Genomic DNA, 14,005 nt, shown 5'->3' on the forward strand with positions numbered 1-14,005 from the left:
TGTCATGATTCAGATCGATTCAGCAACCTGACAATGGTATCTGCCAGATCATCCCGTCCCTGGTTTCTGAGCAGGGGAATCAGGGGCCGGTAAAACGGAGGCCTTACCCGGATGGTGATATCGAATTGCGAAATATCCGCCGGGGTGACCTCATCCGCTTCAAACGCCCGGGTTTTGTGCAAAAGCCCCAGGGCCGTGAGCTCGGTCATGGTGCGCACACATTTTTCGCATCTCCCGCAATTCAGTTGATCCGGCACATTGGCCAGGCAGACCCGGAAGTTCTGAAAAGCCGTATCCCACCGGGACACGATTTTAATTTTCTCCAGACGGGACAGTTCATAATCCCGGTGCCGGATTCTCACAGCATAGCTGGAATACTCGGGATCCAGCAGGGGATGAGACCCGCAGGGATGCAGGTTGGGAATATCATAGGAAGAACCGATGAACATCAGGTTGACACGGTGGCTGAAGCCATGGGTCATGGCAGCCAGGACCGCGCCGAAAAAACTGTTCAGCCACAGATCCCGTTCATCGCACAGGTGACGTAAGTTGGTGTACACCGGCACCAGGGTTGTGTCCGCATCTTCTGTGATCCGGGTAATGGCGGTCACGGCCCGGTCAAATACATGCAGCTTGGCCCCCCGTTCCCTGACCCCGCCAATATCAAAGCCATGGAGAAAAAATCCATCTTGAATATAGGCCGGATGGGTCTTTGGATAATTCAGCCGGTTCAGGCGCAGGGCCGCCAGAGAGTCCATGCCGCCGGACATGACCATGCCGGCTCTGCCGGGATTTACCGGCACCTGGTGGGCATCGGATGCGGATTCAACTAAAATCGGGGTATACCGGCCCTGGGTCCAGTGGGATAGAATGTGCATGGCCACGTGCACCCCTTCTTTGAGGAACGGACATACCGGTCCGTCCACAAATATGCGTTTTTCTCCCAGATGCAGGGCCGGCAGCAGACACCCCACCAGAAACGCATCCGGGTTGGCGTCAAACCCTTGGGCATGATCTTCCGGGGTTTTTATAAATACGGTTTTTTCAGGCAAGTCCCTGTCTTCAAATATGACCCGGGCTGAGGCTGTGGCAAAACCGGCATCGTGTTCCAACTGAATCTGGGTAATTTTCATGGATAAATCTCTTTTTTAAATCTGTGGATCCTGTTCATGAACGGCAATTTATCTGGTGGATGCTGCATGGGCCTTATGCACGGCAAAATCAATGATTTCCATGGCGATATCAATGCCTGTGGCCGCTTCAAGCCCCCTGAACCCCGGTGAATAGTTGACCTCTACCACACACGGGGAACCGCTTTTTTTTCCCATCATGTCAATACCCGCGATATCCAGACCGCAGGCCTTAGCCGCCGCCACTGCCATATGTTGCCACAGTGCGGGGGGATCAAACGCCGCAGCCCGGCCCCGGCGATGAATATTGGTTCTGAAATCATCCGGGGCCGGTGACAGTGTCATGGCCCCCGCGACCCGGCCGCCGATCACCAGAATCCGGGCATCCACCCGTCCGGACACAGGAAAAAACCGCTGCACCAGCAACCCTTTTACCGGATCCAGCCGGGCATTCACACAGGTGTCTGCCTGGGTCGGATCATCGATTTTAAACACCCCGTCTCCCCCCATACCGCTGGGCTGCTTGACCACCACCGGATATCCCCCCACACGGTCCACGGCATCAAAAAACAAAGCCTTTCGGGTAACAAAACAGGTGTCCGGCACCGGGATGCCGGCCACCGCCAGAGACTGAAGGGTGATATACTGATGCCGGGCTATGGTCACCCCTTCCAGGCCGTTGACCAGCGGTATCCCCATGGCCTGAAACTGCCGGAGTATCACAAACCCATATTCGCCCATGGGCGATCCCTGGCGGGGCAGGACCACATCCGGCAGATCATTGGTCACCGCATCGTTACAGCCGTGAATACCCGGCCCCTGATTTTCCAGCACACAGACCAGCTGATAGGGATTGATGAGCATCAGGTGATGATCCCTGTGCCGGGCCGCCTGGTCCAGCCGGCCGTTGGGATGGAACTCCAGACCATGGATGGTGAGAACACCGATTTTCATTGGATATCTTCTCCAGGGGACTGCTCAGAATCTGAACCGGTTTCCTTTTCTGGCGGGCGCATATGGGCGGGCATCCAGATGCCCATCGGCTTGTTTGTTTTCTCGCTGAAATAGGTGGTGATTTTCCGGGTGTTGTTCCACCGGGCAATTTTCTGGGTGGCCAGATTGTCTTCATCGATGATGGCAAATATTTTGTATTTTCCTGCCCGGGCCGTCAATCCCTCGAGCAGACGACGTCCCACACCCAAAGACCGGTACTCGGGCCGCACCGAGGTATAGCCGCGTTCCACACACCCGGAAAAATCCAGGCCCGTGGCTTTTTTCAGCCGAAGAATCAAAGCGGTCCGGGGATGTTTCAGACAGGAGCAGCCCACCATTTTTTGGTTTTCCATGGCATAACCGATCAGGAACGCATTTTCAAGATTGGACCGGACATGGGTGGTATCCACGGATCCGCCGGCAATCACCATGGCACAGACCTGATTCAGAAACTCCGGTGACAGTGCTGATGGCGGTTCAAAATAAAACACCACATCATTTCCCAGGATGATCCGGGTATGGTTGTCCCATCGGAGGCGGATTAGATAAGAAGCCGGATACCGGGCCAGATAAGACAAAATGGCCTCATGACCTGAAAGTGTCTGCCAGAACGGGATGCCCGGCAGGGGATCTATTTTATCATAGGCATGTGACATTGCAGGCAAATGTGTGCGGTCACGGGGCAGGTCAAAGGAATGCACCACATGGGGATGGTCCAGGATATATCGCACCGGCACGGTTTCATTGCCGTTGTCAAACAGATCCGGCCCGGAAACATGGTTCCAGATACCTGCTTTTGAGGCCTGCCACAGCTGTTCGGCGGGCATGGATGTCAGATTCCCGGGGCTTTGCCACCGGATCATTTTCAGTCCTTTTTCCGGCCAGTCTGCCAGTATCTCCGGCAGATCTGAAGGCAAAGATGCATTCAGCCGGACCGTCACAATGCAGGGAACCGTCTTCATTTTCGCCTGTTTTGGTTCTGGATGATCATGGGTGCCTGGTTGATGAAATCCGCATCATCATGAAAAGCGTCCTTAATTTTCAAAATGTCTGTTTGTGCTGAGAAAAACACGTCCACCACTGCCGGATCAAAATGCGTTCCCCGGCCCTGCCGGATGATTTCATAGGATCTTTCAAGGGAAAACGCCTCTTTATAAGGCCGTTTGGAAGTCAGGGCATCAAACACATCCGCAATGGCGACAATGCGCCCCACCAGGGGAATCTGCTTTCCTTTCAGTCTTTTGGGATACCCGGAGCCGTCCCATTTTTCGTGGTGGGTCAAGGCCACAGTCTCCCCCAGCCGGATAATCCCGGTGGTGGAGCCTTCAAGAATCCGGGCCCCGATAATGGTATGCTGCTGCATCACAGCCCACTCATCCGGGTCCAGTTTGCCCGGTTTCAAAAGAATGCGGTCCGGAATCCCGATTTTCCCGATATCATGCATGGGGGTCGCATACAGAATAGATTCCGTGACCCTTTCTCCAAGCCCCATTTTCCGGGAAATGGCTGCCGCATAATTGCTCATTCGCTGGATATGAGCCCCGGTGTCTTCGTCCTTGTATTCCGCCGCCCGGGTCAGCCGGTAAATCGCTTCCAGAGACACGGATTTGATGCGCGCAAACGCCTGTTCCAGATCCCGGGTCCGTCTGGCCACCTCGGATTCCAGCTCCTTCTGATAATTGCGCATATGGTCATTGTAGGCTTTCACTTTGATCAGAGAGGCCACCCGTGCCCGCAATTCGGTCTTGTCCACCGGCTTGGTCAAAAAATCATCGGCCCCGGCTTCAATGGCCCGTATTCTATCTTCTTTGGCATGCAGGGCCGTCACCATGACAATGGGAATGATGGCTGTTTCAGGATCGGATTTCAACTGCCTGGTCACGTCGTATCCATCCATTTTCGGCATCATGACATCCAGCAGAATCACATCCACCGGTTCCCTGGATACCAAGTCCAGTGCCTGTTCCCCGTCCCCTGCTGTCAATACATGATAACCCGCAGGCACCAGCATGGCCTCCATCAGACGCAAATTCCGGTCTTCGTCATCCACCACCAGTATGGTTGACTGATCGCTCATCATTATTCCTTTTCAACTGATTTCATACCGAATCTTCAGGCAGGTATTCCTTGATTTTTTCCAAAAATTCATGCAGACGAAACGGTTTTGAGATATAGTCATGACACCCTGCCTCAAGTATTTTTTCCTTATCTCCGGGCATGGCATTTGCCGTCAGGGCCACCACCATGATATCCCGGGTGGTTTCATTTTGCTTGAGAATCCGGGTGGCGGACAGGCCGTCCATAACCGGCATTTGAATATCCATAAGAATAAGATCCGGCAGATGCTGATTTGCCAGGGCAACGCCTTCTTTTCCGTTCATGGCTTCAAAAACGGTGTAACCGCTGTATTGAAGCACATCCCGAAACAGCTTCCGGTTCTGTAATTCATCTTCCACAATCAAAATGGTTCTGTTTTTTGTGTCCATCATGGGAGCGATCCTTCATCCTCGATGTCAGCATGTGACGGGCCTTGATTTTTTTTCTGATTCACCGGAATGATAAAAGAAAAAGTCGACCCTTTTCCCTGCCCGTCGCTGTTTAAAAACATTTTTCCTTCATGAAGCGTCACCAGATCCCGTGTCAGAGGCAGTCCCAGACCGGTACCGGGACTCTTATCCTGCCGGGTGCCGTGAACCTGGAAAAACGGTTCAAACACTTTTTCATGATAGGCGGGATCAATGCCCGGGCCGGTGTCGGTGACGGATATTTCAACACAGGCCGCATCCGTTCCGGTTTCAAAACCCAAACGGGTCCTGCTGTGAACCTGTTCGGCCCGGATGGTAATGGCACCGCCGTCCGGGGTGAATTTCACGGCATTGGACAGCAGGTTGTACAGGATCTGTTTGAGTTTTCTTTGATCCGCCGTGATCGCTTGTTCCTGAATCTCCCGGGTCACCGCCTTTTCAAGGGCAATCCCGTGTTTGGCCGCCTTTTCCTTGATCATGACCAGGCTGTTGTCAATCAGTTGGGAAACGTTCACCTGTGACAGCTCCAGTTCGGTTTTTCCCGCCTCAACCCGGGACAGGTCCAGAATATCATTGATCAGTGCGAGCAGGTGTCTGCCACTGTCCAGAATATCATCCACATATTCCTGCTGTTTGTCAACCAGAGGCCCGAAATACTGCTCCTTGAGCACCTCGGAAAACCCGATGATGGCATTGAGCGGGGTCCGCAGTTCATGGGACATATTGGCCAAAAAATCGGATTTTGCCCGATTGGCCCGCTCTGCCGACTCCTTGGCCTGTTTGAGTTCATTTTCATATTGCATCAATTGAGTGATATTTTCCTTGACCGCCACAAAATGAGACACATATCCCTGGGGATCCCGGACCGGTGATATGGAGGCCCGCTCCCAGTAAATGGTTCCGGTTTTATCCTGGTTGCAGAACGTACCGTGCCAGGGTCTGCCCGAGGTAATCGTCTGCCACAGTTTTTTGTAAAACGATGGCGGATGATGACCAGATTTCAAAATCCTGGGATTTTTTCTTTTTACTTCTTCAAAAGTATAGCCGGTCAATTCGGTGAATTTGGGGTTGGCATATTCAATATTTCCGTAAAGATCCGTGATAATTACCGTGGCCGGACTTTGTTCAACCGCTGTGGCCAGTTTTTCAAGTTCCTTTTCCGACTGTTTTCTGGCAATGACAATTCCCAGCTGGTTGCCGATCTCATCGAGAATTTCCAGCAGGGACGGATCAGGCCGCTGCTTTTCAGGATTGAAAAATTCCAGCACCGCCGCCACATGGTCCCCCACCATGACCGGGAATGCAAATCCACCGTGAAGCCCGATCTCGCCTGCATGCCGGACCCGGGGGAATTTCGGATAAATGGCCAGATCTTCTATCCATACACTTTTTTTTGCCGTCATCACCCGTCCGATCATTCCCTGACCCGGTCTGAAACCCGTGCGTTCGGTAATCTTTCTGAATGAGGCAAACCGCTTGTCATCTTCCAGGTACCAGATGTCTGTGGGAATCAAGTGATCCGGTTTTTCATCATCCGCTTCATATACATGCCCCACCGGCCAGTCCATGAACCGGGCAATACCGTCCACGGCGACCTGAAGGGCTTCATTCGAGGTTCCGGCCGCGTTGGCGGCAGCTGCCACATCTTTGAGAAGCCGCAGTTTTTTCCGGCTCTCTTCCAGGGCCTGTGCCGCCTGCTTGCGCAGCGTGATATCATGGGCGATGCCCAGGGTATAGAGGAACTGCTTGTCCGGCCGTGAAATCTCGCTGTCCGGCACATCCCAGTATCCCCGGGCAGACAGTTGGACAAATGTGAAATTGAGAGCATAATTCTGAGACCCGTGGTTTTTATGCATCAACCGGACATCCAGGTGCGTTTGTCGCCGCTTCCCGATCCGGCGCTCCACCAGGTGATGGCCGAATCGTTCACGATCTTCCGGATGCAGCAGATCCGCCATGGGGCTCCCCTTGAGTTCAGCAGGATCATATCCCAGCTGCCGGACCGCCGAAGAAATATAATCGATGGTCCCGTCTTCCGTGATCCGATAGATAATATCCGGTGTCAGTTCCACCAGGACCCGGTACCGTTCTTCACTTTCCCGGATATTGGCTTCCGCCTGCCGCCTTTTGGAAACCTCCTGCACCAGCTGCCGGTTTTTTTGTTCCAGGCCCCGGGTCCGTTTTTTGACCAGGTCCTCCAGATGATTTCGGTGATCGGCCAGGGCCTGTTCCGCCTGCTTGCGGTCGGTGATGTTTTCATGGGCCACCACCAGACGCGGTGCATCTGAACTGCAAAAACAGGTAACGCGACCGATGAACCAGCGCTGTTCGTCTGGAGAGTGGCAGGGATATTCCATGGCAAATATCCGGGCATCACCCGCCAGTACCGACCGGAGCCCCGCAGCAAAATTCCGGGCCATATCCTTGTCTTCACCGACGGCGGCATCACATACCGCCAGATAATCCGCCCCTTCACAAACATGGGTTGTGACCAGGCCGTTGGATTCTGCAAACCCCCGCCATGCCTGGTTCACCGCAATAATCCTCCCGGTTTCATCCAGCACTGCCACATGGGCGCTCAACGCGTCAATGGTGGCAAATGCGAACTGTCTGGATTCCCTCACTTTCCGGTGCATCCGGTCCTGCTGAAGCCGGTTGACCAGAAGCATGCCCAGGAATACCGTCACCCATGGATAAAAGATGATCAGCGGCAAGGTGATTTTCAGCAGCACTGCTTGGGCAATGTCCAGGGGCAGCATCAGCATGAGCCCCAGCATGACCAGGTGAACTCCCAGCCCGAAAACATAAAGCCGGTGCCAGGACATGTCCGACAGCGGTGTTTTCAGATATCGTCGCCAGACAATCCCGATGCACCCGGAAAAAACAATCACGGCCACGCCGGTCCAGGCCCCGGCCCCGCCCTGATACATCCGGAACACCCCGGTCAGCCCCATGGCCACCCCCGTGGGGATCCATCCCAAAAAAAGTCCGGATATGCTCAGCAAAATCGAACGGCTGTCAATGATCACCCCGGGGGCAACCGCCCAGGGAACGGTCATGGCCGCCATCCCGATGCCGCCGATAAAAATGCCGAACAACACCTGGGTGTGGATTGTTTTTTTCTGGGGCCACCGGGCTGTGACCAGATCAAACACATAGGCCGTGGCCAGCAATAATGCCAGGTTATGAATCATGTCCAGTACAGGCAAATAATTCATCACATCTTTGACATGTCAGATTTTGTTTGACGCATGTATTTTTTTATCTTTGACATTATGATTTTGCAAGTGTTATTTTTTAAAGCTGAGACCGTTGACGGATTCCCGGATCTTTTCATTTTTAGATTGACAAACAATTTCAGAATTTATAATATTAAGAGTTTTTTAATAGGATTATGAAAATCGATAAAACGTGGCAAGAAGCATTGATTTGATAAGGAGAGTTTAACCATGTACGCAGTGATCAGAACCGGCGGTAAGCAATACAAGGTTCAGGAGAACCAGATCCTGAAAGTTGAGAAACTGGCGGGAACCGAAGGTTCGGAAATTGAATTCAACGATGTGCTCCTGTACTCAGACGGAGAAACCATCACCCCAGGCAATCCCGTGGTGGAAAATGCAGTGGTCCGGGCCCATGTCGTGGAACAGGGCCGGGACAAAAAACAGCTGGTTTTCAAATACAAACGGCGTAAAGGGTACAGAAAAATGCAGGGCCACCGGCAGCATTACACCCAGATTAAAATTGCGTCCATATCCGTTTAAGCAAAACACAAAAAGGGGATTGACACATGTCACATAAAAAAGCAGCCGGTAGTTCAAAAAACGGCCGGGATTCAAATGCGCAGCGCCGGGGCGTGAAAAAATTCGGCGGACAGGCAGTTTCAGCCGGCAACATCATTGTCCGGCAGGTGGGTACCAAAATCCATCCGGGAAGCAATGTGGGTATGGGCAAGGATTTTACCCTGTTTGCCATGATCGATGGCGTGGTGACCTTTGAAAGAAAAGGCCGTGACCGTAAAAAAGTCAGTGTTTATGCCGCGTGAAATTTGTTGATGAGGCAGTTATCACCATTCAATCCGGTGACGGGGGGCCTGGATGCACCTCTTTCAGACGAGAGCGGTTCATTGAACGGGGCGGACCGGACGGCGGTGACGGCGGTGATGGCGGACATGTCATATTAAAAGTGGATCCGGGAAAACGGACCCTGTATGACCTTCACCGCCAGAAGATGCACCGGGCTCAAAACGGCGCCCAAGGAATGGGCCGCCAGAAGCATGGCAAAAACGGGAATCCCTGCTATATTAACCTGCCGGCAGGAACCCTGGTCCGGGATGCAGATACAGATCAGACCATTGTGGATCTTACCCGGGAAGGGGATGAATATATCATCGCTGAAGGCGGGAAAGGCGGCCGCGGCAACAAGCGGTTTGCCACATCCACCAACCGGGCTCCCAGATATTCTCAACCCGGACTTCCGGGTGTTGAACGCAAACTCAAGCTTGAACTGAGGCTTTTGGCGGATGTGGGCATTGTGGGACTTCCCAATGCCGGAAAGTCCACGCTTATTGCCGCCATGTCCGCGGCCCGGCCTAAAATCGGGGCATACCCGTTCACCACCCTGACCCCGACCCTGGGTATGGTCACACCCCCTTTTGGCGAACCGTTTGCCGTTGCCGACATCCCGGGGCTCATCAAAGGGGCCCACCAGGGGACCGGACTGGGGATCAAATTTCTCAAACACATTGAACGGACCGGTATACTGATTCATCTGATCGATGCCGGTGCCATTGATCCCCAGGAACCGCTGGCGGATTTCACCGTCGTCAACCAGGAACTCACTCTTTACAGCCGGTCTCTGGCAGACAAAACCAGAATCATCGTCCTGAACAAAATCGATCTGGCCGGGACCGATCACCGGGTGGCCAGTTTCTGCCGGGCAGTGCCGGATCTTGAAGTTCACACCATTTCAGCCGCCGCCGGGCAGGGTGTTGACAAGCTGATCCAATTGCTGGCATCCCGCCTTCAAAAAGAGTGATTCAATGAAAGCCGGGCTTTTTGGCGGCACGTTCAACCCGCTTCATATGGCACATATCCGGATTGCCGAACATGTTAAACAATGTCTGGCACTGGACACTATCTTTTTTTTCCCTTCCGCCACCCCGCCCCATAAACCCGGAGTCAATCTGGCACCGGCACTGGACCGCTATGACATGGTGGTCAAAAGCCTGGCACACAAAAAAGGGCTGAAACCGTCTGATATTGAAATCAATCGCAAAGGGCCATCCTTTACCATCGACACGGTTCACGCGTTTAAGCGGCACTATGGTGAATCCCATCAGTTTTATCTGCTCATGGGCTCGGATGCGTTTTTTGATACGCCGACCTGGAAACGGCAAAAAGATATTTTTGCCACGGTTGCCATCGTTGTCATGCCCAGACAGGGCACCGGTTCAGACCCGGATATCCGATCCTTTCTTGACGAACATATCGCAAAAGGGTACACATGGCATCAGGAGGAACGGCAATTCGTACATGACAGACTGCAGCCGGTCCGCATTTGTCCTGTCCCCCGAATTGACATATCCTCCACTTTGATACGCAACCGGGTGAAACAGCACTTTCCCATCAAAGGACTGGTTCCGCCACCGGTGGAAAAAATTATCAATGAAAGGAATTTATACTTATGACAGATCCTTCAGAAGAACTGACACCTTACCTGAGTGTTGTTTTCGGCCGGAAACCTCGGTCTGTCACAGCCATTGATGTCCGTTCTTTAACCTCATATACCGACACGCTGATCATTGTCGAAGCCGGTTCCCACCGTCAGGTGACGTCTCTGGCCGAAAACATCGTCACCGGACTGAAGGCAAAAAATATCCTGTCTTTGGGCACTGAAGGAATCAAGGAAGGGGAATGGGCCCTGCTGGATTACGGCAGTCCCATCATCCATATATTTGAAACCAAAGCCAAGGCGTTCTATGATCTGGAAGGCCTGTGGAGCGACGCACCCCGTCTGGACCTGTCCGGTTTTGAAACGGCTTTAAAATCACCAAAGGATCCTTCATGACCGTAACACAACTGATTACAGATTATATCACCGGAAATGAGATCAACCTGGTCGGGCCTGAAATCAGCCGGCAGAATTTTGAAAAATTTCTGGTGGAAACCAATGGGTACAAAAAACAGGAAATTCATGTGAACGAACCATTGACTGTTCAGTTCAAAGGGGAAGATTATATATCTTGCATTGATCTGGTGGTCTGTGTCGAAGATCGGGCCGTCATGGCCGTGACCTGTGTGGCCGGTTCCATCGGCTCATATGAAAGGGAAATACTGGCCGGGGCCCGGCTGGTCAGAAACTATCAGATTCCCTTTGCCGTGTCCACGGATGCCAAAGATGCCGTGGTCATGGACACGCGGTCGGGCAAAACCTTAGGCAAGGGGCTGGCGGCTGTACCGTCCCGGGAACAGATGGAAAAAAAACTGCCGGACCTTGTGTTTGAACCGTTGGATGAAAACAGAAAGGAGCGGGAGATGATCATCTACCGCTCCTTTAACATGGAAAAAATCAATCGTTGATTTTATGACAGTTCCCGGTTGCAGTGCTTGCAGATTTTGGCCCTTTTTTTGATGATTTCAGCGCAAAAGGGGCATTCTCTTGTAAAATGGCGTTCATGAAGCTGGTCAATGGCAGCCTTCACGCCGGTTTCCAGCACCGGGGTGGGGAACTTATGGTTGATCAGAGGCTCGATGGCTTCCACACCGCCCAGTTCTCCCACCATTTCAGCGGCTTTAAGCCGTGCCCGGTTGGGAACCACCGGATCCAGCAGCATTTTTAAAATCTCGTCCCAGTCTTTTGATATATAATAATCCGTGAGAATGGAAAACGCCTGTTTGGTTTTCTCCTTGAGTTCATTCTGACGAATCACTGCTTGATCATCCAGCTTACTTCCGGTGCCCCCCACCGGGCTGAAAACGGGCATGTATTCAAAATTCTTCTGACCCGGCTCATTGATGCACCGGTAAGAAGCAGGGGCTTCCATGGTGTCTTTAAGATGGTCCCACCCCTTTTGGTAGGAAGGACAGTCATCATTGAAACACACAAACAGGTAGGGGGTTCCCCATCCAAGTCCATCGGAAAAATTGATGGGCGGCACTTCCCACAGGACCATTTCTTTTTTGCAATGGGGGCACACGGGTTTATCCATCTGGATATATCTGTCCAGCAGTTCTTCTTTTGTTTCAAATGCCATTATTTTTTGTCTCCTTATGATTGTCTGACGGCTTCAGTCAATCATAGTAATCAGCCCCCTGCCTTTGTCAATCAATGATCAGTCGATCACTGCCAGCACGTCTCCTTTGGCCACGGCATCCCCTGTGTCAAAATGAATGGCGGAAACAGTCCCGGTTTTTGGGGCCGGCAGGGCATTTTCCATTTTCATGGCCTCGATGACCACCACGGTTTCTCCTTCTTCCACGGCATCTCCCACCTGTTTTTCATGCCGGATCACCATGCCGGGCATGGGCGCTGTCACCGGGGTGCCGGTATCAGAGGCTGAACCTGTTTTTTCCGCATCCTGTTTTACAGGCCCTGGTTCGGGTTTGACTTGTACCGGTGCTTCGGGTGCCGCCGGAGAGGCCTTGGGTGCCGAAGTCCGGGAAGGGGATGAAATCCCGGCTGCCGGAGCCACATGGGAAATGCCCGGTGCGCCCCCCTGTTCTTCCACCCCGACCTCAAAACACTCGCCATCCACAAACACGTTAAAAATCCGGGTATTTTCAGTTTTTTCAAAACAGGGTTTTTCCATCAGCTCCCCGGTCTTTGCTTTTTTAATCAAAGCATCCTGTTTTTTCACATCCTCCAATGAAACGGGTTTAAGGACATCCGACATTTCTTCCAGCCCGTATTTCTGCTTGAGAAATTTTTTGCCGGTAACGGGAAACAGCGCATACAGCAGCAGGTCTTCATCGTTTTTGGCCAGATCCTTGATCTCCTGCTTTGCTTTTTCCAGCTCCGGCTCCAGCACCTGGGCCGGCCGGCAGGTAATGGGCTCTTCTCCTCTGGTATATCCTTTCAGCGCTTTTTTCTGAACTTCCGGATCAATGGGAACCGATGTTTTTCCATACAGGCCGTAACACAAATCCTTGACCTGGCCGGAGATCATCTTGTACCGCTCTTCTTTGGTGTCAAACAGCACATTGTTCACGGTCTGGGTGCCCACAATCTGACTGGTGGGCGTCACCAAAGGAATCTGACCCAGTTCTTTTCTCACCCGGGGCAGTTCTTTGTACACCTGGCCGATCTTATCCAAAGAATCCATCTCCCGCAGCTGGTTCACCAGATTGGACAGCATCCCGCCGGGTGTCTGGTGCAGCAGCACGTTGATGTCGATCAAAGACACCTTGGTGTCATCCAGCAGATGTTTGTATTTGGGCATCACCTCTTTTTCCAGGATCTCGTTGATATCGGCCAGGGCCTTGATATCGAATCCGGTATCCCGGTTGGTGCCCAGAAGCGCCATGACCAGCGGTTCCAGGGCCGCATGGGAAGTCCGATACGCATAGGGTGTCACACAGGTATCCACGATATCCACCCCGGCCTCCACTGCTTTGAGATGGGTCATGGGAGACATGCCCGAGGTGAAATGACTGTGCAGGTGAATCAATGGTTTGACATTGGCTTTCAACGCCTTTACCAGCTGATAGGCATCGTAGGGTGCCATCAGTCCGGCCATATCCTTGATACAGATGGAGTCTGCCCCCATCGCTTCCAGGTCTTTGGCTTTTTTAATATAATAATCCAGGTTGTAGACCTCGCCGCCCAAACGGGGCTCGGTCAAAGTATAGCAGATACATCCCTGGAAATGGGCCCCGCATTCCTTGATTACCGGCACCACACTTTCAAAATTCCTGTAATCATTAAGTGCATCAAACGTTCTGAAAATTTCCAACCCGTTGTCCACGGTTTTTTTCACAAACAATTTGGCCACATCATCGGCATAATTCCGGTACCCCACCAGGTTCTGCCCTCTGAGCAGCATGGACAACGGGGTTTTCTTGAAATACCGCTTCAGCGTCCGCAGCCGCTCCCAGGGATCTTCCCCTAAAAACCGGTGCATGGTGTCAAAGGTGGCGCCGCCCCAGACCTCCACGGCCCAGAACCCGATATCATCCATCCGTTCAGCCACCGGAATCATGTCTTCAGTTCTGCCTCGGGTGGCAAATAAAGACTGGTGACCATCCCGCAGGGAAAGATCTTCCACCTTTAACGGATTTTTCGCCGGGGGACGGTCATTGCCATAATTCATCTGAGTCGTTTCAAGCTGAGTGTGTTCCGTCATAACTATTTTCTCCAAAA

The 14,005-nt window shown here is 52.5% G+C and carries 14 protein-coding genes; 6 read left to right on the plus strand and 8 right to left on the minus strand.

From position 1 onward, the window contains the following. Positions 1 to 2 precede the first annotated feature (2 nt). From DPO_RS00615 to DPO_RS23580, 6 genes are read right to left on the minus strand one after another with little or no spacing between them, the layout of a single operon-like run. Positions 3 to 1,133: a hypothetical protein gene (locus DPO_RS00615; RefSeq protein ID WP_006963602.1), complete on the minus strand. Its 1,131-nt coding sequence runs from the start codon at positions 1,131 to 1,133 to the stop codon at positions 3 to 5. Positions 1,134 to 1,181: 48 nt separating this feature from the next. Then, entirely contained in the window at positions 1,182 to 2,084 is a 903-nt protein-coding gene (locus DPO_RS23575) for an ATP-grasp domain-containing protein (RefSeq protein WP_006963604.1), read from the minus strand. Then, positions 2,081 to 3,085, minus strand: a complete 1,005-nt coding sequence (locus DPO_RS00625; protein WP_006963606.1) for a GNAT family N-acetyltransferase — start codon at positions 3,083 to 3,085, stop codon at positions 2,081 to 2,083. The genes DPO_RS23575 and DPO_RS00625 overlap by 4 nt, the downstream gene beginning before the upstream one ends. Further along, positions 3,082 to 4,200 (minus strand): response regulator, encoded by a 1,119-nt coding sequence (locus DPO_RS00630; RefSeq protein ID WP_006963608.1) that lies wholly within the window; start codon positions 4,198 to 4,200, stop codon positions 3,082 to 3,084. The genes DPO_RS00625 and DPO_RS00630 overlap by 4 nt, the downstream gene beginning before the upstream one ends. A gap of 22 nt (positions 4,201 to 4,222) precedes the next feature. Further along, positions 4,223 to 4,612: a response regulator gene (locus tag DPO_RS00635; RefSeq protein ID WP_006963610.1), complete on the minus strand. Its 390-nt coding sequence runs from the start codon at positions 4,610 to 4,612 to the stop codon at positions 4,223 to 4,225. Continuing rightward, complete coding sequence (locus DPO_RS23580; RefSeq protein WP_006963612.1) at positions 4,609 to 7,866, minus strand: PAS domain S-box protein; 3,258 nt, start codon at positions 7,864 to 7,866, stop codon at positions 4,609 to 4,611. The genes DPO_RS00635 and DPO_RS23580 overlap by 4 nt, the downstream gene beginning before the upstream one ends. Before the next feature lie 231 nt (positions 7,867 to 8,097). Here DPO_RS23580 and rplU point away from each other — a divergent pair, with 231 nt between their 5' ends. Genes rplU through DPO_RS00670 form a run of 6 tightly spaced genes read left to right on the plus strand, consistent with a single transcriptional unit; the run spans position 8,098 to position 11,226 of the window. Then, entirely contained in the window at positions 8,098 to 8,409 is a 312-nt protein-coding gene (gene rplU, locus DPO_RS00645; RefSeq protein ID WP_006963614.1) for a 50S ribosomal protein L21, read from the plus strand. 26 nt (positions 8,410 to 8,435) lie between these two features. Beyond that, positions 8,436 to 8,690 (plus strand): 50S ribosomal protein L27, encoded by a 255-nt coding sequence (rpmA, locus tag DPO_RS00650; protein ID WP_006963616.1) that lies wholly within the window; start codon positions 8,436 to 8,438, stop codon positions 8,688 to 8,690. Further along, positions 8,687 to 9,682, plus strand: coding sequence for a GTPase ObgE (gene obgE / locus DPO_RS00655; protein ID WP_006963617.1), 996 nt, complete (start codon positions 8,687 to 8,689; stop codon positions 9,680 to 9,682). Before rpmA ends, obgE begins: the two co-directional genes overlap by 4 nt. Before the next feature lie 4 nt (positions 9,683 to 9,686). Continuing rightward, entirely contained in the window at positions 9,687 to 10,334 is a 648-nt protein-coding gene (gene nadD, locus DPO_RS00660; RefSeq protein WP_006963618.1) for a nicotinate-nucleotide adenylyltransferase, read from the plus strand. Further along, the gene (gene rsfS, locus DPO_RS00665) at positions 10,331 to 10,714 is read left to right on the plus strand and encodes a ribosome silencing factor (RefSeq protein WP_006963619.1); all 384 of its coding nucleotides are present in this window, start codon (positions 10,331 to 10,333) and stop codon (positions 10,712 to 10,714) included. The genes nadD and rsfS overlap by 4 nt, the downstream gene beginning before the upstream one ends. Further along, on the plus strand, positions 10,711 to 11,226 hold the full coding sequence (locus tag DPO_RS00670) for a type I restriction enzyme HsdR N-terminal domain-containing protein (protein WP_006963627.1): 516 nt from the start codon (positions 10,711 to 10,713) through the stop codon (positions 11,224 to 11,226). Before rsfS ends, DPO_RS00670 begins: the two co-directional genes overlap by 4 nt. A gap of 2 nt (positions 11,227 to 11,228) precedes the next feature. Here the strand turns inward: DPO_RS00670 and DPO_RS00675 are convergent, their stop codons facing one another. Then, the gene (locus DPO_RS00675) at positions 11,229 to 11,900 is read right to left on the minus strand and encodes a hypothetical protein (protein ID WP_006963628.1); all 672 of its coding nucleotides are present in this window, start codon (positions 11,898 to 11,900) and stop codon (positions 11,229 to 11,231) included. 78 nt (positions 11,901 to 11,978) lie between these two features. After that, positions 11,979 to 13,988 (minus strand): pyruvate carboxylase subunit B, encoded by a 2,010-nt coding sequence (locus DPO_RS00680; RefSeq protein WP_006963631.1) that lies wholly within the window; start codon positions 13,986 to 13,988, stop codon positions 11,979 to 11,981. Positions 13,989 to 14,005: the final 17 nt, after the last annotated feature.

The organism is Desulfotignum phosphitoxidans DSM 13687, from assembly GCF_000350545.1.
In the GTDB taxonomy this organism is placed as follows: domain Bacteria; phylum Desulfobacterota; class Desulfobacteria; order Desulfobacterales; family Desulfobacteraceae; genus Desulfotignum; species Desulfotignum phosphitoxidans.